Below are 20,909 nucleotides of genomic sequence, written 5' to 3'. Positions count from 1 at the left end.
TAGGAGCGGGGTGGGGGGCGGCGGTATCGGCGTTTTGTTCCGTGGGCGGGGGGATTCCACGACAGGTTGTCGGGAGTGGGGGAGGTGTCGGGGCGGTTGGACGGCTGGGCGGCATGGCGGATTGACAGCTTACTGTCCAAGTGACAGCCTGTTGTCATGACTACTGGTGGCATGAATCGCAAACCCGTGCATCTCGCCGTCTACGACACGCTCGCCGACTGGGAGACGGGGCACACGACCGCCCATCTCGCCCGCGCCGGGTTCGAGATCCGCACGGTCGGCCCCACCGGGGAACCGGTCGTGAGCATCGGCGGACTGCGCGTCCTGCCCGACCTGGCCCTGGACGCCGTACGGCCCGAGGACAGCAGCCTGCTGATCCTGCCGGGCGCCGACCTCTGGGACGCCACCGACGACCTCGCGCCCTTCGCCCGCAAGGCGCGGGAGTTCCTCGCCGCCGGCACCCCCGTCGCCGCGATCTGCGGCGCCACCGCCGGACTCGCCCGCGAGGGCCTGCTCGACGACCGCGACCACACCAGCGCCGTCTCCTTCTATCTGGCCGCGACGGGCTACGGCGGCGGGGAGCGGTACGTCGACGCGGACGCCGTGACCGACGGCGGACTGATCACCGCCGGGCCGACCGAGCCCGTCGCCTTCGCCCGGGAGGTCCTCGGGCTCCTCGGGGTGCACGAGGGCGAGGTACTGGACGCCTGGTACCGGCTGTTCCACGACTCCGACCCGGCCGCCTACGCCGTGCTGGAGAAGGCGACGGCCGACCGGTGAGCCGCCCGCGCCAGGAACTGCTCAGCCGCAGCGCCCTCGGCGTGTTCCGGCTGAACGGGCAGTTCCTCGCGGTCGCCGAGGAGCTCGCCCGGCCCGCCGGGATCAGCGCCGCCTGGTGGCAGGTGCTGGGGGCGGTCCTGGCGGAGCCGCTGCCGGTGTCGGGGATCGCCCGGGTCATGGGCATCACCCGGCAGAGCGTGCAGCGCATCGCCGATCTGCTCGTCGGCAAGGGCCTGGCCGAATACCGGCCCAACCCGGCCCACCGCCGCGCCAAGCTGCTCGCCCCCACCCCGGAGGGCCGGGCGGCCGTCGCCCGCATCGACCCCGGGCACGCGGCCTTCGCCGACCGTCTGGCGGCGGCCTACGGGGAGGCGGAGCTCGCCGAGGCCGTCCGGGTGCTGGAGCGGCTGGCCGAGGTGCTGGACGGACTGGAACCCCCCGTTACGGAACCGTAGACATCGCGCCACACGACTCCCCGAACGGCCGGTTTATCCTCGGCTCGATCGCAAGTGTGGGGGGAAGGTGAGGCGACCATGGAGAAGCTGGGTCCGGAGGATCCACAGCGCATCGGGGCCTACCGGCTGCTCGCACGGCTGGGCGCCGGCGGCATGGGGCGGGTCTACCTGGCCCGTTCGGACCGGGGGCGGACCGTCGCGGTCAAGCTGGTCAAGCCGGAGCTGGCCGCGCGCGAGGAGTTCCGGGCCCGGTTCCGGCAGGAGGTGCGCAACGCGCAGCGGGTCGGCGGCTTCTGGACCGCGCCCGTCCTCGACGCCGACACCGAGGCCGCCGTGCCCTGGGTCGCCACCGGCTATGTCGCGGGCCCCAGCCTCCAGCAGGTCGTCGGCCACGACCACGGCCCGCTCCCCGAGCGCTCGGTGCGCATCCTCGCCGCCGGCCTCGCCCACGCGCTCACCAACATCCACGCCGCAGGGATCGTCCACCGCGACCTCAAGCCGTCCAACGTCATGGTCACCATCGAGGGCCCCCGGGTGATCGACTTCGGTGTCGCGCGGGCCCTGGAGTCGGTGAGCGACAGCGGCCTCACCCGGACCGGAGCGGTCGTCGGCTCACCCGGCTTCATGGCCCCCGAGCAGGTGCGCGGCGAACCGATCACCCCCGCCAGCGACGTCTTCTGCCTCGGCTCCGTCCTCGCCTACGCGGCCACCGGCACCCTCCCCTTCGGCGGCGGCGAGGGCGGGGAGCACGCCCTGATGTTCCGCATCGTCGAGGAGGAACCCGACCTCTCCGGCGTCCCCGAGGGCATCGCCGACCTGGTCCGCGCCTGTCTGCGCAAGGACCCCGCCGCCCGCCCCTCGTTGGCCTGGATCCTGGAGCGCACCGGCACCGGGAACACCCTCGTCGACGGCCACTCCCGCGAACCCTGGCTGCCGAGCGCGCTGGTCGCCCAGCTCGGGCAGCACGCCGTACGCCTGCTGGAGACGGAGGACCCGGAGAGCACCCCGGAGCACGGCGGCCGGCCGGGCCACCCCGACGGAGCACCCGGGGCCGTACCGCGGACGCGGATCGCGGGCCCCGGCACCCCGGCGCCCCCCGCCCCGGCCGCCGTACCGCACCCGGCGTACGGCCACACCCAGCAGCACCCGCAGGCCGGCTACGGCCAGTCGGCGCCCTACAACCCCTACACGGGCGACTTCGGCGGCACCCAGGGGTCACCGCCGCACAGTCCCTCGCCGTACGGCGCCGACTCTTCGGTGGGGGCGCCCCCGCCGTACGCCCCACGCGCCCCTCACACCCCACACGCTCCTCACCACGCGCAGCCCTCTCACGACTCCTACGACGACGAGCCCGAGCCGTCGGGCCGCAGCCGCCGTACGACCGTGCTGCTGACGGCGATCGCGCTGGTCGTCGCGCTCGCGGCGGGCGGGTCGCTGTACGGGCTGCTGAGCGGCGACGGCTCCGCGGACGACAAGGCGGGCCCGTCGCCGAGCCGTACGACGGGCGCCCGGTCCTCCGACCCCACCCCCTCCGGCGGCGAGTCCTCGGCGTCCTCCTCCCCCTCGCCGTCCGCCTCCGAGACGGGCGGCGGGGCGGTCCCCGCCGGCTACCTCGGCACCTGGACCACCACGATCGACAACGAGACCGGCGAGAACACCCGGCTGCTGACCATCAAGCAGGGCAAGGTCGGGGACGCCGTGCTCTCGCTCGTCGCCGACGGGGACGCCTACCACTGCGAGTTCACCGCCGAGCTCACCGAACGCCCCGACGGGAAAGGCCCGTTGCAGATCGGCCCGTCCACCGTCACCTCGGGGAAGCCCCGTTCCTCCTGCACCGCGGGCGCCGCCACCGAGGTCACCCTGCTGGCCGACGGCAAGCTGCAGCGCGTCAACGCCGACACGGGGGAGAAGCTGACGTACAGCCGCCGGTGAACGTCCGGCGAACGTCCGCCGACCTGACCGGAATCCGCGCTCGGACAGTCGTACGGTGAACTCACGAGCGACTGTCGGGAGTTGCGGGGGCACCCACAGTGGACTGGCTGAACGCGGAGAACGTCGTCGCCGTCGGGACGGCGGTGCTCGGCATCGTCGCGTCCGGTGTCATGGTCTGGTACGAGCGCCGGGTGCCGCGCCGCAAACGCATCGGCTACCGGGTGCAGATGGACAACCCCATCGGCGACGACGTCAGATCCGGGCGCGCCAACCGCCGCCTCGGCCTCTTCGACGAGACCCCGAACATGGTCGACGCCACCCTGGTCCTGCTCCGCATCGAGAACGACGGCTCGCAGGGCATCGCCCGGGACGACTACACCGGGCCCGAACGCCACGGCCTGACCGCCGTCTTCACCGACCGCACCATCCGCGGGGTCTCGGTCACCCAGCCCACCGACACCGACCACCTCATGGACCACTTCAGCGCGGACCGGGGCTTCGGCTACGACGGCAACACCCTGCGCATCCCGCGCGTCCCGCTCAACCGCGGCGACCACTTCAAGCTGCTCGTCCTGCTCTCCGGCGGTGACATCGGCCGCGGCATCCGGCTCTACGGCGGGCTGCGCGACGGCGAGGTGCATCCCAACCGCAGCGCGGCCCCCGACGACACACCGCCCCTGTTCAGCCGGGCCGCCCGGCTGATCTCCATCATGCTCACGCTCAGCGTGGTGACCCTCGCGACGATCGTCGTCGTCCGCGACGACACCCCGCCCCCGATCGGCTGCGAGCGCGGCACGCTCACCGTGACCGGCTCGACCGCGTTCGCCCCCGTGGTCCGCGAGGTCGCCCGCGCCTACGGGGAGGACTGCGAGGGGGCGGGCATCACCGTCGACGCGCACGGCTCCACGGCGGGCATCCGCGAGCTGACGGCCGAAGGCGCCGAGGCCGAGAAGGGCTCGCCGCCGCTGATCGCCCTCTCCGACGGCCCCAAACCGGCCGGCCTGGAGGAACTGCGCGAGAACCGGGTCGCCGTGTCGGTGTTCGCCCTCGTCGTCAACGACGACATCCACCTCAAGAACCTCTCCACGACCGCCGTACGCCGCCTCTACCGGGGCGAGATCACCAACTGGAGCCGGCTCGGCGGCCCCGACCTCCCGGTCGTCCTCGTCAGCCGGGACGCCAACTCCGGGACCCGGCAGGTGTTCCAGCGGCGGGTGCTGGGCCGGGGCGAGATCGAGAACTCCTCCGCCGACTGCGCGCACAAGGACTATCCGTCCTCACCGGTCGTGCGCTGCGAACTGGACTCCACGCAGCAGGTGCTGAGCACGGTCGCCGCCACCCCGGGCGCCATCGGCTACAGCGAGCTCAACCTCGCCGACCGTGCGAAGGGGCTGCACCCGCTCGACCTCGACGGCGAACCGCTCTCCGTCGACGCGATCGAACACGGCACCAGCGACTACCCGTACCGCGAGATCGAATACGCCTACACCTACGGCCGCCCCCCGGCCGACTCCCTCGCCTCCAGCTTCCTCACCTACCTGACGAGGGGCAACGGCCAGGACGTCATCCGCACCCACGGCCACCTCCCGTGCTGGTCCCCGGAGGGCCTGAAGCTGTGCGCCGACCAGGGGTAGCTGCGGGCAGTCGTGCACCGACGAACGCTCACCGGGGCTCCGGCGGCCGCTGACGTGGCATGTTCGGTCGGGAATTGGTACCGGGAGGCATCGGAAACCGGCCCTGAACCCCCGATTCCTGCCGCCCCCCGGACACCACCGCCGACTGGATCCCCAGCGGCGCCGCCCCCGTCCGGAACTCCACCATCCAGTCCGCCGTCTCCGCCCGCACCAGCTCCATCACATCCTCCGAGAACCGCCGCAGCACCGCCAGACACCGCTCCGCGGCCTCACTCGCCGTCCCCTCCGCCGGCCCCAGCACCTCCCGGACACTCTCGCTCGCCCAGTCGAACTGCAGCACCTGAAGCCGCCGCTGCACCGCCTGCGCCGTCGCCACATCCCTTATCCACCCGGACGTCACCCCGAAGAACCGGTCCACCGCCACACACGACACCGCGAGCAGTAGGGCCAGATAGCCCCACGGCGCCACCCCGCCGATCACCCCGGTGAGATCGAGCAGCGGCAGCCCCGCCCCGGCGACCGCCCCCGCCGCCGCCCCGCCGCGCAGCACCCGCGCCCCCCGCCGCTTCCACACCCGGTCCGCGAGATACCAGGCCGCCGTCTGCAGCGCCCCCCGCTCCACCCACCGGTACAGCTCCTCCAGCCGCTCCGCCGGCTCGCCCCAGTCCCCGAGCGGAAACGCCCGCCCGGTCAGATCGCCCGGCCGCAGCCCGGCCGCACCCTCGCCCCACCCGTCCTGAGGCGGACCCTCGGGCTGCATCTCCGGCTGACCCACGGCACTCCCTTATGACTCAGTGACTCCGCGTAACGTCTGATGCTGATGTGCCGGCCCCTTCCTACCTCCCTATGGGTGGCGAAGGGGAAGCTTTCGTCGCTTTTCCGCCCGGAAGTGGGCCTTGATCAGGTATACGCCGCCGGAAAGACTCACTCGAAAGAGTGGCGGGGCGATGCGCTCATCGAGCACGTAGGCTCGTGCCAGACAGGAAAAACGCAGACAGGAGCTGATCGTGATTCCCGGTGGTGGCCAGCCCAATATGCAGCAGCTGCTCCAGCAGGCCCAGAAGATGCAGCAGGACCTGGCCCGTGCCCAGGAGGAGCTCGCGAACACGGAGGTCGACGGGCAGGCGGGCGGCGGTCTGGTGAGGGCGACGGTGACGGGCTCCGGCGAGCTGCGCGCCCTGAAGATCGACCCGAAGGCGGTGGACCCGGAGGACACGGAGACCCTCGCCGACCTGATCGTGGCGGCCGTCCAGGCGGCCAACCAGAACGCGCAGACGCTCCAGCAGCAGAAGCTCGGCCCGCTGGCCCAGGGCCTCGGCGGCGGCTCGGGCATTCCCGGCCTGCCCTTCTGACCCTCCTGCCCCTTCTGTCCCTGTGGCCTTCCCTTCCGACCTTTCTCAGAAGGGCCCCGGCCAACTACCGTACGTACTGCAAGGAACCCCAGGAAGGACGGCAGTCCGTTGTACGAAGGCGTGGTCCAGGACCTCATCGACGAGCTGGGGCGGCTGCCCGGCGTCGGTCCCAAGAGCGCGCAGCGGATCGCCTTCCACATCCTCCAGGCGGAACCGACGGACGTACGGCGGCTCGCGCAGGCCCTCATGGAGGTCAAGGCGAGGGTCCGCTTCTGCGCGACCTGCGGGAACGTGGCGCAGGAGGAGCTGTGCGGCATCTGCCGCGACGCCCGCCGCGACCTGTCCGTCATCTGTGTCGTGGAGGAACCCAAGGACGTCGTGGCGATCGAGCGGACCCGTGAGTTCCGCGGCCGCTACCACGTCCTGGGCGGCGCGATCAGTCCGATCGAGGGCGTCGGCCCCGACGACCTGCGGATCAGGGAACTGCTGGCCCGCCTCGCGGACGGCGCGGTCACGGAGCTGATCCTCGCCACCGACCCCAACCTGGAGGGCGAGGCGACGGCCACGTACCTCGCCCGCATGATCAAGCCCATGGGCCTGAAGGTCACCCGCCTGGCCAGCGGCCTCCCGGTGGGTGGCGACCTGGAATACGCGGACGAGGTCACCCTCGGCCGCGCCTTCGAGGGGAGACGACTCCTAGATGTCTGACGCCACGCTGCACGCGACCGACCAGAACCCGGACGACTTCGCGGTCCAGATCGCGGACCAGGTGGAGAGCTTCCTGGTGGCCGTCACGGAGGTGGCCAAGGGCGACGAACCGGGCTCAGCCGTCCCCTTCCTCCTCCTGGAGGTCTCCCAGCTCCTCCTCGCGGGCGGCCGCCTCGGCGCACACGAGGACATCCTCCCGGACGAGCGGTACGAGCCCGACACGGGCCCGGACGCGGACGTCGACGAACTCCGTGAGAACCTCGGCCGCCTCCTCGAACCGGTCGACGTCTACTCCGAGGTCTTCGACCCCTACGAGCCCCGCAAGGCCCCCGTCCCGGCCCGGATCTCCGACGACCTCGCCGACGTCATCACCGACCTCCGCCACGGCATGGCCCACTACCGCGCCGGCCGCACCACGGAGGCCCTGTGGTGGTGGCAGTTCTCCTATTTCTCCAACTGGGGCTCCACCGCCTCCGCGACCCTGCGCGCCCTGCACTCCGTCCTCGCCCACATCCGCCTGGACCAGCCGCTCGAGGAACTCGACGGCCTGGACACCGACCAGGGCGTGGGCGACGACACCCTGGAGTTCGAGGCGGGCAAGGTGATGGAGGTCGAGATCGCCGACCAACTGGGCCTGGGCCGCACGAAGTAACCCTCACTCGGGGGGGTGCGCCTCCTCCGCCTCGGACCGCATGACGAGCCCAGGGACTTTGGGGAGCGCGGTTCGGACGGCAGCTCGGACACGGTCCAGATCCACGCCCAGGCGTTCGAGGCGGGCGACGAGGTCGGGAGCGGGCAGTTTGCTGCTCTTCACGATGCTGAGATAGTCCGGGATCGGCTCGTCCAGGTGGAGCCGGTCGTTTCCGGTCGGCCGCGATCCCCGCGTGCAGAGTCGCCGGTCGAATCCGTCCAGTTCGGCCGTGACGTCACCGCGGATCCGGAGATCGAGGGAACTCATCTGGCGCACAGCCTCATCCCAGGCCATGCCCAGATGGGTCGCGGCGCCCACGAGGTGATGCAGAGGAAGGGGCTCCACCAGCACCCGTCGCGAACCCTCCCGCCTGTGACACCGGTTCAGCAGCTCGGAGTTGAGGGCACCCAGTGCTTCCGCCGATGCGGAGCCCTGGACGGCGATTCCGTACTGCCCCATGCGCTGAACCATTGAGTGCCTCGGCAGACTGAGCTGATCGGCCAGGCGGATCGCACGGCTGAGAGCAGCGATCCGGCGGTTGTTGGACAGCATGTGTTTGGGGAGGAGCAGTTGCTCGTCGTCCGGGACGGCAGCGGGTGGAAAAGGCGCGTCGGGGGTCAGCACACCGTAGGCGCGCAGCCGGGACGCCACCGTCGCCGGTGACAGCCCGGTGGCCAGGCTCGCGCGTGCCAGGTGATAAGCGGAGACGTGGCTGCCCGCCGTCAGCCAGCGGGCTGGTTCCCCGAGCGAGCCCCTGAAGATGATCTCGTCCTCGTCATCCGCGCGCTCGGGCAGCGTGGCGGGTGGGGTGAGGCCCAGAGCGCGGATGATGAGCGCTGTCTCCGTGAGGGAGCCGCCCCGTCGACGGGCGGCACGCACGAGCAGTCCCGGTGGCACGATCTCGTCGCCGCACAGCCTGACCCAGTCGTCCCGTGTCCAGCCCCAATCCGCACTCTCCCTGAGCATGTCATCCGTCAGCCGATCGAGAACCGGGCGGGACGCGATGTCGAAGCCATGAGCACGGAGCTCCTGGGCGACGTCTGGCAGAGACCGATCCAATTCGGCGGCGACGGTGAAGACATGCTGTACCGGGACGGCGTCGGCGGGGTCCAGCAATCGGTCGCCGTCCGCGTCATGACTGAGCAGGCGCAGCGTTTGAGCGAGGGGAGTGTCCGTCGCCTTCGTCTCCAGGACGGTGAGGCCGAACCTTCTCAGCCACAGCGCGGCCGTGTCGATGTCCATGCCGAGTTCGAGATGCGCCTTGATCAGATGTCCTGGGGGCACGGGTTTCCCGGGAGCGAGCCATGGGGCGGTGCCGTTCAGAGTGGCACTGAGCAGACGCAGGACCTGCTCGTCCGCGTCCTCCGTGCGCGGGTGCACGTCCGGAAAGACGAGGCCGAAGGCCTCGAGACGCTCGACGGCTTCACTGACGCTGATGCCGAACTCGACATGGGCCCAGAGCAGACGTCCCGGAGATGTGCCGTACGTCTCGGAAAGCAGCGCGAGGTTGATGTCGTCGACGGCGGGTTCGCGCTCCGGCAGTGCAGGAGTGGGCAGGCACAGCTCCGACATGCGGGCCAGCACCGACCGGTACGAGCCGCCGCACGCGACAGCGGTGGCGAGCGCGGTTTCCGGGCCGGTGATGTCCCAGACGAAGGCATCGGAGGGGCGAGCAGGGAGAACGCGCTCGACCTGGTTCAGTTCCGGCACGAGCTCGGCCAGTGCGGTCAGCATGACATGCGGCCGGTGGGCGAGCAGCCTCCAGAGCCGATTGACGTCGTCTGCGCGTTCCTCGGGGTGAAAGGTGGATGAGCCAGGGAGATCCCGACCGTGCAGAATGGCGACATCATCCTGAAGGTATCCGGCGACAGCCATGTCCGACGGAAGCCCGTCCAGGCCCAGGAGGTGGCCCTCCGCCCCACCAGCCTCTGTCACGATGTCGGCGAGGCGGGGACTGCGGACTGCAACAGAGGACAGCCACTCGTGAGTGAGCAGCGCCGGTTGCGAGGCCAGTAGTGTCGGCAGCGCCGCCCTGATCAGCCCCTCCACATCCAGGCCGGCGTCGTCCAGGATTTCGGTCCGGTCCACGGACAGGCGACGTGGGCGCGTCGTGCCGGCCAGGTTGACCACCGCGCCCCGCAGTCGGCCGGTGCCGTTCGGATCGCTCAGGATTCCCTTGCGGACACGCGGCGTGGTGTGGATTCCATCGACCAGGAGTCCCCCGCCGTGCTCGCACCAGACGACCTGCCCGTTCGCCCCCTGCGGACCGGTGGACCACGACGCCGTACGACCGTGTGCCTCGAAGCCGTCACGGCGGATGGTCAGGTCCTCTCGCGGCTGTAGCACACCGGGCTGCCACTTCACCGTCTGCGAGCCGTGCCGCGCCGTCGTACCGAACTCGGCGATGCCCAACAGCCTGCGCAACTCCCGAACACAGGAAGGGGCCTTGTCACCCTCCCGCAGATACAGCCGTACCGTCGTCCCGATCGTTCCGGACTCGCCGGTGGGCCGCACACGGAAGTAGTGGCCGGGGCCGGTGATGAGAACCGTCAGCTCGCGCAAACGGCCCTCCAGCCGGTCCATGTGGCAGGTCGTCACCCGCACCTCGTCGGCCAGCATGAAGTAGCTCAACACCCCGATCCCGAAACGGCTGTTCGGGTGCATGGTGACTCCGCGGCGCTGCCACTCCTGCCGTTCCTCCTGGTATCGGGGAAGGTCGGTGAAGCGCACCCCCGCCTGGGCGAACACCTCGGAGAGGGTCAGCTCGTCCATGCCGACGCCGTTGTCCCGGCACTGGAGGTAGAACCGCCCTTCGGCGTCGTCGAAGCCCTGCTCGAATTCGATCCTTCCCACGTATCCACTGAACTCGTCGGCGGCGAGGGACCGTGCCCGGCGATAGCGGCATGCGTCCAGGGCGTTCTGGTAGAGCTCGCGGATGGCGAGGGAGCGGTCCCGGTAGAGGTTCTCGCCCATGAGGAGTTCCTGTACCCGCTCCTCGTCGAGCCGGAAGCGGACGAGCGCGTCGACCAGTACGGGCGCGCCCGTGTCGTCGACCTCGCGCACTTCGTCGGCCCGGGTGTACAGAGGAAGGGCACCGAGTTCGGGTGTGCCCCCGTGTCGTACGGCCCGCAGCAGTGACTCCAGCCGCTCCGTGTGCTCGGTGAGGGCGGCCACGACAGCGGGGTGATCGCACCTGGCCCTGAGACCGAAACCGTCCCGCCGCGACTGCCAGGTCGCCTTCTCGACCGTTGTCAGGAGCTTGGCGGGATCCAGCGCCTCCGGGATGCCCACGTGCCGGACGATCACCGAGGACAGGTCGGTGACCTCGACGGCCATGGCGTGGGCGACGGCGAACAGCGGACCGATCAGGCGCTCCCGTACCGTCTGGAAGTCGCGGCCATGGAAGCCGAATTGGAAGGGGTCGTCCCGCAGGTGCTCGGTCCGGGTGGGGTGGAACAGCTCTTTGTGCCCCGCGGACGCGCAGGACAGCAGGCGGGACAGGAGCTCCGGTTCCAGCAGGACGGCCACGGTGTCGAGGCCGGATTTCTCGGCGTCCAGGTCCGTCATCAGGATGTGAAGCCGGCCCGGCTGCTGTTTCGCCCACTGGTGGAACAGCCACCAGCCGATCGTCGGCCGTCCGTCGGGCCGTCCGTCCGGGACCTGTGCCTCAGCGCGTCGGACGAGCCGTTCGTGCGCCCGCAGCACGACCTCGTACGCCCGCCGCTCCTCGTCCGGAGTTTCCCGCTGTCCGAGGTCCGTGGGGTCGACGCGGGCAAGATCGGCCGCGGTGCGCGATCGGTGCACGTGGTGCAGGTAGGGCAGCAGGGCGATGAGCGCGGCCTCGGCGGGGGAGAGGAAGCCCTCCGTGCCCCGCCAGTGTGAGTGGACGAGCTGGTTGATCCTGCGGGACGTCCGCCGTGCCAGCTCTTCGTCATGCCAGGGGTCGTCGGTCAGCGCAGGGCGCACGTCGTCGTACAACTCGCCGAGTCGGCCGACGAGTTCTCGCGCCTGCTGACGCAGGACCTCCGTCTGTTCGCGGTTGTCCGGCTGGACAGACTGCCATACCAGGGAGTCGGTGACGTCCGCCTGCCAGTCCGGGCGGGCACCGGGGCGGACCTGGGGCGGCGACGAGTCGTTCGCCCTGGACCTCCCGCGCCGCTCGGCCCGGGCCTTCTCCGCCATCCGTCGCCACTGGACCTCTGTGTGGAAGGCGGGGGCCGGATGCCGCGCCCGGGACCGCGCCAGGTGATGAAGCGCCGTGAGGAAGAGCTTCAGCTCGTCGTCGTCGCGAGGGACCCGGCGCAACGCAGTCCAGTCGGCGACGGTGCTCTCCGCCGGGACCTTTGCCTGGCGGGGCCGTTCGTTGGCCATCGCCGCGTGCACGGCAGCCGCCCTGGGCCTGCCCGCCAGCTCCACGAGTCTCTGCAGCGCCTTCCAGTAGCCCACCGGCTCGGTCATGGTTCCCGTCCCCGTCCGTCCACCGAGTCGGGCGACTCGGCCGACTCGCGAGGTCCCAAGCTACCGTTCTGACCTGGGCATCAACCCCCGATCCGGAAGATTGCCCGACGCCGCGAAACGCTTCGCCCCGGCACCGTCGACCACGTCATCCAGCACGTCGTACGACGCCCCGAAGGAGTCGCCTTGGACCCCCTCGTCGCCGCTGCCGCGGCCATGGTCCTCACCCTGCTGATCGTCGCTGCCGCGGCCGTCCTGGTCGTCCGGTCCGCTCTCGACGGAGCTGAGTCGAAGGACCGGGCACGGATTCTGATCGCCGTGGCCGAGGTGGTGCGGGCCGTGCGGGGGAAGCGGTGAAGTCCGTCGTCCACCGGCATCCGCGCAGGTCGACCCGAAGCTCGCGCCTCGGGCTTCGAGCTCTCCCCTTGGGTTCTGGGTTGGAGAAATCCATCCCAACCAACCTTGCCTGAACGTGAGTTGAGGCGGTCTACGCCGAAAGGGTGACGTTCCGTGATCGGCTTGCGGCGGAACGTGAGGGGCATCTAGGTTCGCGGCAACCAGATCGGCCCCGGTCGGTGTCACTAACACCGGCTCCGGGGCCTGACCGACCGATCGAATCGAGGCTTCGATGGTGGCTTACGCCCAGCCTAGTCCTGCCCTGCCGTCCCCGACGCATCCGATGGCCAAAACGGGGTACGGGAAACGCCTCGCCGCTGACGAAGACCCGCACGCAGACGCCGACTTCGCACATCTGAGCCCCCGTGACCGCGAGATCGCCGTCTTCGTGGACCACCTCGACGTGGGCCACGCGATGGGCTACAAGGCCATCGCCGCCCACCATCCCCGCTACGGCCAGCAGGCCGTCCGCACCTCCATGGGGCGCCTCACCCTCGCCGGCCAGCTGCGCTGGATCAAGGAGCACATCACACTCGAGGACGACTCGATGAGGTGGGTGACGCGGACGTACTGGTCGCGTACCCGCAGGTCGGAGGAGTGGTGGGCGGACTTCGCGCACAAGCTGAAAGGCAAGGACGTCACCGAGGACTACTTGGCCGGGCTGGCGCACGCCGAGCGGGAGGAGCCCCGGGAGGAAGCCGCGGCCGTGGACGAGGCCGAGCCGCCGACGGAGGACACCGCCGAGCAGCCCGGCACCGCCTACGAGACCCTCGCCGGACTCCGTGAGGCAGACGCCCGCATGCCGCTGTCCGACCGCGATTGTCACTCCCTCGAATCCCTCGCCGCCGAGTGGCTGGCCCGTGGCGCGACACCGCACGACATCACCAAGGCCCTGACCGACGGGCTCCCGCCCGCCGTCACCAACCCGGGCGGACTCGCCCGCAAGCGACTGGAGACGAAGATGCCCCCGCAGCCGCCCCCGAAGAAGGCGAAAGCACCGCAGAAGGCCGCCCGCCGTGCCCAGGTGACCCGCGTGCTGATGGCTTGTGGGCTGTGCGACGCCGACGAGCGCACCGTGGAAGTCCGCGGAGGCCTGTGCGACGAGTGCATCGCGCTGATCGAGGCCGAGGGGCCGGTGTGCGGCGCCGTCCCGGACACCTTCCTGCCAGGGCCGCGCCGGGAGGAAGGCGGCGGGCTGGTCGGTGCCGACGAGGTCATCGGCGTCACCGAACGCGTCGACATCCTGCGGCGCGCGGCGGGGCTCGTATGAGCGTGCAGGACGTCCCGGTCAGGGCACCATGGAGTCGAGGAGGCGACGCCATGACCCCCAGGATCGAAGACCGGCCCCAGATGTCCGTCGAGGAGTTCGAGGAGCTGGAACGCCATGCCCCGGAGACCGTGTGGCTGGAGTTCATCAATGGGAAGGTCGTGGTCAAGCCCATGGCGGACGGCAACCACTGCGAGATGATCGCGTGGCTGCAACGGGTGTGCATGCAGTATCGCCCTGATCTATGGCTGCATTCGGAGAGCGGTCTGAAGACGGAGCGCTATCGCAAGGGACGCGCCCGTGCGGACGGCGTTCTCGTTCCCGTGGGTGCGCTGAAAGGGCAGGGCGAGTGGTCGGAGGCCGACGGCGCTCTGATGGCTGTTGAGGTCACGTCGTACGACTCCGACACACACCAGCGTGACCGAGTCGAGAAGCCCGACGGATACGCGGCCGCCGGTATCCCCGTCTACCTCCTCATCGACCGCGACGACTGCTCACTGATCGTTTTCAATCAGCCGGAAGACGGCCGATACCGGCACGAGGAGAAACTGCCCTTCGGCGCCACCGTCAAGCTCCCGCAGCCCGTGAACATCACCCTTGACACCGAGCCGCTCAAGGAGTTCGCGGACTGATCACAGCCCCCACAGCCCCTTCACCACCGCCGTCACCCCGCCCGCCAGCGCCAGGCCCAGGACCAGCAGGCGGGCCCGGGGCTCCGGCAGGCGTCCGGCGAGGCCGCGGCCGGTCAGCGCGCCCAGGAGCATCGCGACGGTGACCGACGCCCACTGGCCGCCGGTCAGGGACGGCACGCCGTTCGCCGCCACCGAGACGGCGTTGACGAGGACGCCGTAGAACATGGCGTTGGGGACGAACTCCCGTACCGTCCAGCCCGCGTTGACGGCGTAGAGGGAGACGGGCGGGCCGCCGACGCCCGCCGCCGCGTTCATGAAGCCGCCCACCGCCCCCGCCGCGATCGCGCCCCTCAGACCGCGCAGGGCGGGGACGCGCGCGCCGCGCAGGACCAGCAGGGTCGCGGCCGTCACCAAACCCCCCATCAGCAAGAGGAGCGTGGACTCCGGGAGCCGGCGGGTCAGCCAGGCGCCTGCCGGGACCGTGCACGCCGCGGCCAGGCAGAGGGGGATCATCGCGGAGGGACGCACCCGGCGCCGGCCCGCCACCAGGCCCGCCGCACTGATCACCCCCGCCGCGCAGTTCGCCAGGACGACACCCTCGGCGGGGCCCAGGAGCAGGATCAGGGCGGGGACGGCCACCAGGGCGAAGCCCATGCCGGTCAACCACTGCACGCACGAGCCCAGCAGGACGATCGCCGGCAAGAGTAGTTCCATGGTGTACCTGACTACACCATCGGTCCGGGAGTGCGCTCTCTCCTTTCCGCAGGTCGGGGACGGGATCGTTGTTCTTGCAAGCAGAAGTCACCGGTCACCGAATCCCCAAGGACTCCCGCCATGAAGTCGCTCCTCTCCTCCCGTCCCGTCCTGTGGTTCCTCTTCCTGTTCAACCTCGCCGTCGCCGCGGCCGCGCCCTTCGTGGTGGACGGATCGCAGGGTGTGATGACCGCGGTGGGGATGGGCGTCGTGTCGCTCGGGGCCGGGGTCGGCCTGGTGCGGGGGCGGCGGGCCGCCGGCTGAGAATTGGACGCCTCCTGGACGTCCGCTGTACGACCGCTGCACGGGCGCTAACCGGCCGGACGCGAGTCTTGAGTCATCCCAACAGGCACCATCCGCACAGGAGTTGCGATGACCCGCAAGACCCGCATACGCGCCGCCCTCGTCACCGCCACCGCCCTCGTCACCGCCGCCACGGTGACGGCGGGAGTCAGTGCGGCCGGGCCCGAGAAGGCCCACCAGGCCCACAAGCCCAGCAAGAAGCAGATCGCCGCCCTCTTCGACGGCTGGAACGCCGCGTTGCAGACCGGCGACCCGGAGAAGGTCGCGGACCGCTACGCCAAGGACGCGGTCCTGCTGCCCACCCTCTCCAACAAGGTCCGCACGGACCGCGCCGGCATCGTCGACTACATGGAGCACTTCCTCGAGAACAAGCCGGTCGGCAAGAAGATCGAGACGCACATCAACGTCCTCGACAGCAACTCCGCCCTCGACGCCGGCATCTACGAGTTCACGCTCACCGACCCCGCCACCGGCAAGAAGCGCGCGGTGGAGGCCCGTTACACCTACGAGTACGAGAAGCGCGGCGGCAAGTGGCTCATCGTGAACCACCACTCGTCCGCGATGCCCGAGAGCTGAGCCCGCAGGCTGAGCCCCGGGAGCGCTAGTGCCCCGGCAGGCAACGTTTGCCCCGTCGCGACGCCCGGCACGCCCTCTCGCCGCACCGGCCGAAAGCCCAAGTACATCCAGTACGAGGGCTTCCGGCCGGCACTCCCCCAGAGGGGGGACCCCCAGAGCACGCACCGGACGCCGCTCCTTGACGGGCAAACGTTGCCTGCCGCGGCACTAGGAGCCCGAGCGCGGTGCGGCCCGTAGCGTGATCCTCACGCACAGGCCCCCGCCCGGCGCGTCCGTCAGGGCCACCGTCCCGCCGTCGTCCGTCACCAGCTGTTTGACGACCGCGAGGCCGAGGCCGGAACCGGAGCGTCCGGTCAGGCCCTGACCGCGCCAGAAGCGGTCGAAGGCGCGGGACTTCTCCGCGTCCGACATACCCGGTCCGCCGTCCGCGACGGAGAGGACCACCTCCCGCGCACCGGACCCCGGCTCCAGCCGTACGGTGATCGTCCCGCCGTCCGGTGAGACCTCCAGCGCGTTCGAGAGCACGTTGTCCAGCACCTGGTCCAGGTGACCGGGGCTGGCCAGCACAGACGGCCGGTCGCCGACACTACTCCCCCTGAGCGCGATGGTGACTCCGCGCTCGTCGGCGGCCGGTCTCCACACCGTCAGGCGTTCGGCCACGATGTCCCCGAGGGGCAGCGGCTCGGCGGCCGTCACCTTCGCCTCGGCCCGCGCCAGCACCAGCAGGCCGTTCACCAGCCGGCTCATCCGGACCACCTCGGCCGTCGCCTGCTCCACGTCCTCCCGTACGAACTCGTCGTCCACGCCGTCCGCGATGTTGTCCAGCGACAGCCGCAACGCCGTGAGCGGGGTGCGGAGTTGGTGGGAGGCGTCCGCGACGAAGATGCGCTGCGAGGCGACCAGGGTGTCGAGGCGTTCCGCGCCCTGGTTCAGGGTGCGGGCGAGGGTCTGGGTCTCCGGCGGGCCCGTCACCGGGGAGCGCGCGGTCAGATCGCCGTCGCTGAACTTGCTCGCCATGGAGTTGAGTTCGCGCAGGGGCGCGGTGATCCGGCGGGCGGCGTAGGCGCCGATCGCGGCGGCCGCCGCCAGGACGAACACGGCGAGCCCGGCCCGGAAGCCCCAGATCGACCACAGGCGCCGGGTCATGTCGGAGGTCGAGTAGACGATCCGTACGGAGGTGTCGCCCTTCGCGGGGACGGTGACCGTCAGGTTCCGGCCCCAGATGAAGGCGGAACCCCAGTCGGTCGTCGGCTCGTTCGCGTGCACGGCCCGGCTCAGGGCCGCGTCCTCGGCGGGTCGCGGCAGGTCCGGGGTGCAGGTGCGGGTGGGGGTGACCTGGACAAGGCCGGGGGTCTCCTCCCCGTACGCGTCGGCCGCCGCGGTCAGTGCCTCGCAGGAGATGCTGTCGCCGTTGCCCAGCAGCAGGGCCATCGTGTTGGCCTCGCGCTGGACGGACAGCTCGGTGTCGTCGCGCAGCTGCTTGGTGAGCGTGAAGGCGACCGGCACCGTGAAGAGCAGGATGGCGACCGCGACGAGCAGGATGTAGCTGCGGATGAGCTGGCGGTTCATCTCGCGATCTCCAGGCGGAAGCCCACCCCGCGCACCGCCTCGATGGTGACGACCCCCGTGAGCTTTCGCCGCAGCGCCGCCACATGCACGTCCAGCGTCTTGGTCGGGCCGAACCAGTTCGCGTCCCAGACCGCTTCCATGATCTGCTCGCGGGACATCAGCGCGCCCGGCTCCTCGGTGAGGAAGGCCAGCAGGTCGTACTCCTTGGGCGCGAGGGCGACCTCCGCGCCGTCCACGTGCACCCGGGCCGCCTTGCGGTCGATCGTCAGCCGGGCCCCGTACCGGTCGGGACCGGCCGCGGCCCCCTCCGCCGTACGGGGCTGCGCGCGCCGCATCACGGCCCGTATCCGCGCGATGACCTCCCGGACCCCGAAGGGTTTCGAGACGTAGTCGTCCGCGCCGAGCTCCAGGCCCACCACCCGGTCCGTCTCGTCGCTGCGCGCGCTGATCACGATGATCGGCACGTTTCCGCGCTCGCGCAGCGCCTTGCAGACGTCGAGGCCGTCGGTGTCGGGCAGGCCCAGGTCCAGGAGGACGACGTCGTGGGGGTCGGTGTGGGCGAGGGCGGCGGCGCCCGTGGTGACCCAGTCGACCTCGAAGCCGTAGCGCTTCAGTCCGCGCCGCAGGGACTCGGCGACCGGTTCGTCGTCTTCCACCAGGAGTACGTGCACAGCCGCACGATAGTGCGTAGGAACTGCTTGAAACTTAATTCACAGCTATCACTTCCGTTTCAGTGGGAAGGGAAGTCTGCGAACGGGCGTCCGGAACCTCGCGATCACATCTCACGATGCGGTACTCGGGGGGTGAATTTCGGGCGCTCGTTAGACTGAGCCGACCGCAGTACGAGGGCGTATGTGCGGAAAGAAGACAAACTGAGCGAGGAGCGCACGTGGGCCTTGTCGTGCAGAAGTACGGAGGCTCCTCCGTAGCCGATGCCGAGGGCATCAAGCGCGTCGCCAAGCGGATCGTGGAAGCGAAGAAGAACGGCCACCAGGTGGTCGTCGTCGTTTCCGCGATGGGCGACACGACGGACGAGCTGATCGATCTCGCCGAGCAGGTGTCACCGATGCCTGCCGGGCGTGAGTTCGACATGCTGCTGACCGCCGGAGAGCGGATCTCCATGGCCCTGCTGGCGATGGCGATCAAAAACCTGGGCCACGAGGCCCAGAGCTTCACCGGCAGCCAGGCAGGCGTCATCACCGACTCGGTCCACAACAAAGCCCGGATCATCGATGTCACGCCGGGCCGCATCCGGGAGTCCCTCGACAAGGGCAACATCGCCATCGTCGCCGGGTTCCAGGGTGTCAGCCAGGACAAGAAGGACATCACGACCCTGGGCCGCGGTGGCTCGGACACCACCGCCGTCGCCCTCGCCGCCGCGCTCGACGCCGAGGTCTGCGAGATCTACACCGACGTCGACGGTGTGTTCACCGCCGACCCGCGGGTGGTGAAGAAGGCCCGGAAGATCGACTGGATCGCCTTCGAGGACATGCTGGAGCTCGCGGCCTCCGGCTCCAAGGTGCTGCTCCACCGCTGTGTGGAGTACGCCCGCCGTTACAACATCCCGATCCATGTCCGGTCCAGCTTCAGCGGGCTGCAGGGCACCTGGGTCAGCAGTGAGCCGATTGGGGACCGCAAGGTGGAGCAGGCCATCATCTCCGGTGTCGCGCACGACACCTCCGAGGCCAAGATCACGGTCGTCGGTGTGCCGGACAAGCCGGGCGAGGCCGCCGCGATCTTCCGGACGATCTCGAACGCCGAGATCAACATCGACATGATCGTGCAGAACGTGTCCGCCGCCTCCACCGGGCTGACCGACATCTCCTTCACGCTTCCCAAGGCGGAGGGCCGCAAGGCCATCGACGCGCTGGAGAGGAACAAGGAGGGCATCGGCTTCGACTCGCTGCGCTACGACGACCAGATCGGCAAGATCTCGCTGGTCGGCGCGGGCATGAAGACCAACCCCGGCGTCACCGCGGACTTCTTCACCGCCCTGTCCGACGCGGGGGTGAACATCGAGCTCATCTCGACCTCCGAGATCCGCATCTCGGTCGTCACCCGCGCCGACGACGTCAACGAGGCCGTCCGCGCCGTGCACACGGCCTTCGGGCTGGACTCCGACAGCGACGAGGCCGTCGTCTACGGAGGCACCGGGCGCTGATGCCCCACAGCAGCCGGCCGACGCTCGCGGTCGTGGGGGCGACCGGGGCCGTCGGCACCGTCATGCTCCAGATCCTGTCCCAGCGGGCGGACATCTGGGGCGAGATCCGTCTCGTCGCCTCACCGCGCTCCGCCGGCCGCAAGCTGGCCGTGCGCGGCGAGGAGACCGAGGTCGTGGCCCTGTCGGAGGAGGCCTTCGACGGGGTCGACATCGCCCTGTTCGACGTACCGGACGAGGTCGCCGCGCGGTGGGCGCCGATCGCCGCCGCCAAGGGCGTGGTCGTCGTGGACAACTCGGGGGCCTTCCGGATGGACCCGGACGTGCCGCTCGTCGTCCCCGAGGTCAATCCGCACGCCGTGCACATCCGGCCGCGCGGGATCGTCGCCAACCCCAACTGCACCACCCTGTCGATGATCGTCGCCCTGGGCGCGCTGCACGCCGCGTACGGGCTGCGCGAGCTGGTGGTGTCCTCGTACCAGGCGGTCAGCGGGGCCGGGCGGGCCGGGGTGGAGACGCTCCGGCAGCAGATCGCGCTGGTCGCCGGGACCGAGCTCGGGACCTGCCCCGGTGACGTACGGCGGGCCGTCGGCGAGAACACCGGGCCGTTCCCGGAGCCGGTCGCGCTGAACGTCGTACCGTGGGCCGGGACGCCGCGGGAGGACGGCTGGTCGTCGGAGGAGATGAAGGTGCGGGACGAGTCCCGCAAGATCCTCGGACTGCCGAAGCTGCCGGTGGCCGTGACCTGTGTCCGGGTGCCGGTCGTCACCACGCACTCCCTGACCGTGCACGCCCGCTTCCAGGACACGGTCACCGTGGACGGCGCCCGCGAGATCATCGCCACCGCGCCGGGGGTCGTCCTGTTCGACAACCCGGAGGCGGGGGAGTTCCCCACGCCGGCCGACGTCGTCGGCACCGACCCGACCTGGGTGGGCCGGGTCCGGCGGTCCCTGGACGACCCGACCGCCCTGGAACTCTTCGTCTGCGGGGACAATCTGCGCAAAGGGGCCGCCTTGAACACCGCGCAGATCGCCGAGCTGGTGGCGGCCGAGCGGAACTGACCCGCGGGTCAGGAACGATCGGCAAATGCCCTGGCCAGGGGCCGTGGCAAAGTGTGAGCCGGTCGATGGTTCAGGCCACTTGTCTCGGACAGCGTTGTCGTCTGAAGATTGCCGAAGACTTCCTCCCCGTTCTGTGCAACCGCGCGCAGGGCGGGGAGCGTCTTTGCGGTCCCGGCGTGGGGACGCC

At 70.5% G+C, this 20,909-nt stretch carries 19 protein-coding genes; 14 read left to right on the top strand and 5 right to left on the bottom strand.

What is annotated here, in order from left to right:
* Positions 1-171: 171 nt before the first annotated feature.
* The 4 genes from ABZ464_RS27295 (at position 172) to ABZ464_RS27280 (ending at position 4,801) form a co-directional block, all read left to right on the top strand.
* Positions 172-780: a type 1 glutamine amidotransferase family protein gene (locus ABZ464_RS27295; RefSeq protein ID WP_359280591.1), complete on the top strand. Its 609-nt coding sequence runs from the start codon at positions 172-174 to the stop codon at positions 778-780.
* Positions 777-1,235, top strand: a complete 459-nt coding sequence (locus ABZ464_RS27290) for a MarR family transcriptional regulator (RefSeq protein ID WP_359280589.1) — start codon at positions 777-779, stop codon at positions 1,233-1,235. The genes ABZ464_RS27295 and ABZ464_RS27290 overlap by 4 nt, the downstream gene beginning before the upstream one ends.
* A gap of 78 nt (positions 1,236-1,313) precedes the next feature.
* Entirely contained in the window at positions 1,314-3,167 is a 1,854-nt protein-coding gene (locus tag ABZ464_RS27285) for a serine/threonine-protein kinase (protein ID WP_359280588.1), read from the top strand.
* Between the two features lie 98 nt (positions 3,168-3,265).
* Entirely contained in the window at positions 3,266-4,801 is a 1,536-nt protein-coding gene (locus ABZ464_RS27280) for a substrate-binding domain-containing protein (protein WP_359280586.1), read from the top strand.
* 28 nt (positions 4,802-4,829) lie between these two features.
* Here ABZ464_RS27280 and ABZ464_RS27275 read toward each other — a convergent pair whose 3' ends face one another.
* A complete protein-coding gene (locus ABZ464_RS27275) occupies positions 4,830-5,576 on the bottom strand; it encodes an SLATT domain-containing protein (protein ID WP_359280585.1) in 747 nt (248 codons plus the stop codon).
* Between the two features lie 232 nt (positions 5,577-5,808).
* Between ABZ464_RS27275 and ABZ464_RS27270 the strand changes: the two genes are divergently transcribed.
* The 3 genes from ABZ464_RS27270 (at position 5,809) to ABZ464_RS27260 (ending at position 7,513) form a co-directional block, all read left to right on the top strand.
* Positions 5,809-6,153 carry a YbaB/EbfC family nucleoid-associated protein gene (locus tag ABZ464_RS27270; protein WP_359280583.1) on the top strand — a complete coding sequence of 115 codons (345 nt, stop codon included), beginning with the start codon at positions 5,809-5,811 and terminating at the stop codon, positions 6,151-6,153.
* 108 nt (positions 6,154-6,261) lie between these two features.
* Positions 6,262-6,861: a recombination mediator RecR gene (recR, locus tag ABZ464_RS27265; protein WP_359280582.1), complete on the top strand. Its 600-nt coding sequence runs from the start codon at positions 6,262-6,264 to the stop codon at positions 6,859-6,861.
* Complete coding sequence (locus ABZ464_RS27260) at positions 6,854-7,513, top strand: DUF5063 domain-containing protein (protein ID WP_359280581.1); 660 nt, start codon at positions 6,854-6,856, stop codon at positions 7,511-7,513. The genes recR and ABZ464_RS27260 overlap by 8 nt, the downstream gene beginning before the upstream one ends.
* 3 nt (positions 7,514-7,516) lie before the next feature.
* On the opposite strand, the gene ABZ464_RS27255 is transcribed toward ABZ464_RS27260, so the two are convergent.
* Positions 7,517-12,010: a hypothetical protein gene (locus tag ABZ464_RS27255; RefSeq protein ID WP_359280579.1), complete on the bottom strand. Its 4,494-nt coding sequence runs from the start codon at positions 12,008-12,010 to the stop codon at positions 7,517-7,519.
* 183 nt (positions 12,011-12,193) lie between these two features.
* Between ABZ464_RS27255 and ABZ464_RS27250 the strand changes: the two genes are divergently transcribed.
* The 3 genes from ABZ464_RS27250 (at position 12,194) to ABZ464_RS27240 (ending at position 14,302) form a co-directional block, all read left to right on the top strand.
* Entirely contained in the window at positions 12,194-12,364 is a 171-nt protein-coding gene (locus ABZ464_RS27250; RefSeq protein WP_359280578.1) for a hypothetical protein, read from the top strand.
* A gap of 322 nt (positions 12,365-12,686) precedes the next feature.
* Positions 12,687-13,673: a hypothetical protein gene (locus ABZ464_RS27245; RefSeq protein ID WP_359280577.1), complete on the top strand. Its 987-nt coding sequence runs from the start codon at positions 12,687-12,689 to the stop codon at positions 13,671-13,673.
* Between the two features lie 50 nt (positions 13,674-13,723).
* Positions 13,724-14,302 carry a Uma2 family endonuclease gene (locus tag ABZ464_RS27240; protein ID WP_359280770.1) on the top strand — a complete coding sequence of 193 codons (579 nt, stop codon included), beginning with the start codon at positions 13,724-13,726 and terminating at the stop codon, positions 14,300-14,302.
* Here ABZ464_RS27240 and ABZ464_RS27235 read toward each other — a convergent pair whose 3' ends face one another.
* Positions 14,303-15,016, bottom strand: a complete 714-nt coding sequence (locus ABZ464_RS27235) for a sulfite exporter TauE/SafE family protein (RefSeq protein WP_359280575.1) — start codon at positions 15,014-15,016, stop codon at positions 14,303-14,305.
* A gap of 120 nt (positions 15,017-15,136) precedes the next feature.
* On the opposite strand from ABZ464_RS27235, the gene ABZ464_RS27230 reads away from it, so the two are divergent.
* Together ABZ464_RS27230 and ABZ464_RS27225 are read left to right on the top strand one after the other, a co-directional pair.
* Entirely contained in the window at positions 15,137-15,319 is a 183-nt protein-coding gene (locus tag ABZ464_RS27230) for a hypothetical protein (RefSeq protein WP_359280573.1), read from the top strand.
* Between the two features lie 108 nt (positions 15,320-15,427).
* Positions 15,428-15,934, top strand: a complete 507-nt coding sequence (locus ABZ464_RS27225; RefSeq protein ID WP_359280572.1) for an SgcJ/EcaC family oxidoreductase — start codon at positions 15,428-15,430, stop codon at positions 15,932-15,934.
* A gap of 207 nt (positions 15,935-16,141) precedes the next feature.
* Here ABZ464_RS27225 and ABZ464_RS27220 read toward each other — a convergent pair whose 3' ends face one another.
* Positions 16,142-17,503, bottom strand: a complete 1,362-nt coding sequence (locus ABZ464_RS27220) for a HAMP domain-containing sensor histidine kinase (protein ID WP_359280571.1) — start codon at positions 17,501-17,503, stop codon at positions 16,142-16,144.
* Positions 17,500-18,174 (bottom strand): response regulator transcription factor, encoded by a 675-nt coding sequence (locus ABZ464_RS27215; protein ID WP_359280570.1) that lies wholly within the window; start codon positions 18,172-18,174, stop codon positions 17,500-17,502. Before ABZ464_RS27215 ends, ABZ464_RS27220 begins: the two co-directional genes overlap by 4 nt.
* Before the next feature lie 218 nt (positions 18,175-18,392).
* Here ABZ464_RS27215 and ABZ464_RS27210 point away from each other — a divergent pair, with 218 nt between their 5' ends.
* Positions 18,393-19,664, top strand: coding sequence for an aspartate kinase (locus ABZ464_RS27210; protein ID WP_067256580.1), 1,272 nt, complete (start codon positions 18,393-18,395; stop codon positions 19,662-19,664).
* Positions 19,664-20,722, top strand: a complete 1,059-nt coding sequence (locus ABZ464_RS27205; protein WP_359280569.1) for an aspartate-semialdehyde dehydrogenase — start codon at positions 19,664-19,666, stop codon at positions 20,720-20,722. The genes ABZ464_RS27210 and ABZ464_RS27205 overlap by 1 nt, the downstream gene beginning before the upstream one ends.
* The last annotated feature ends 187 nt before the right edge of the window (positions 20,723-20,909 follow it).

The organism is Streptomyces sp. NPDC005820, from assembly GCF_040630255.1.
Classification (GTDB): Bacteria; Actinomycetota; Actinomycetes; order Streptomycetales; family Streptomycetaceae; genus Streptomyces.
The sequence above is the reverse complement of the archived record's forward strand: the minus strand, read 5'-3'. Positions and strand labels throughout refer to the sequence as shown.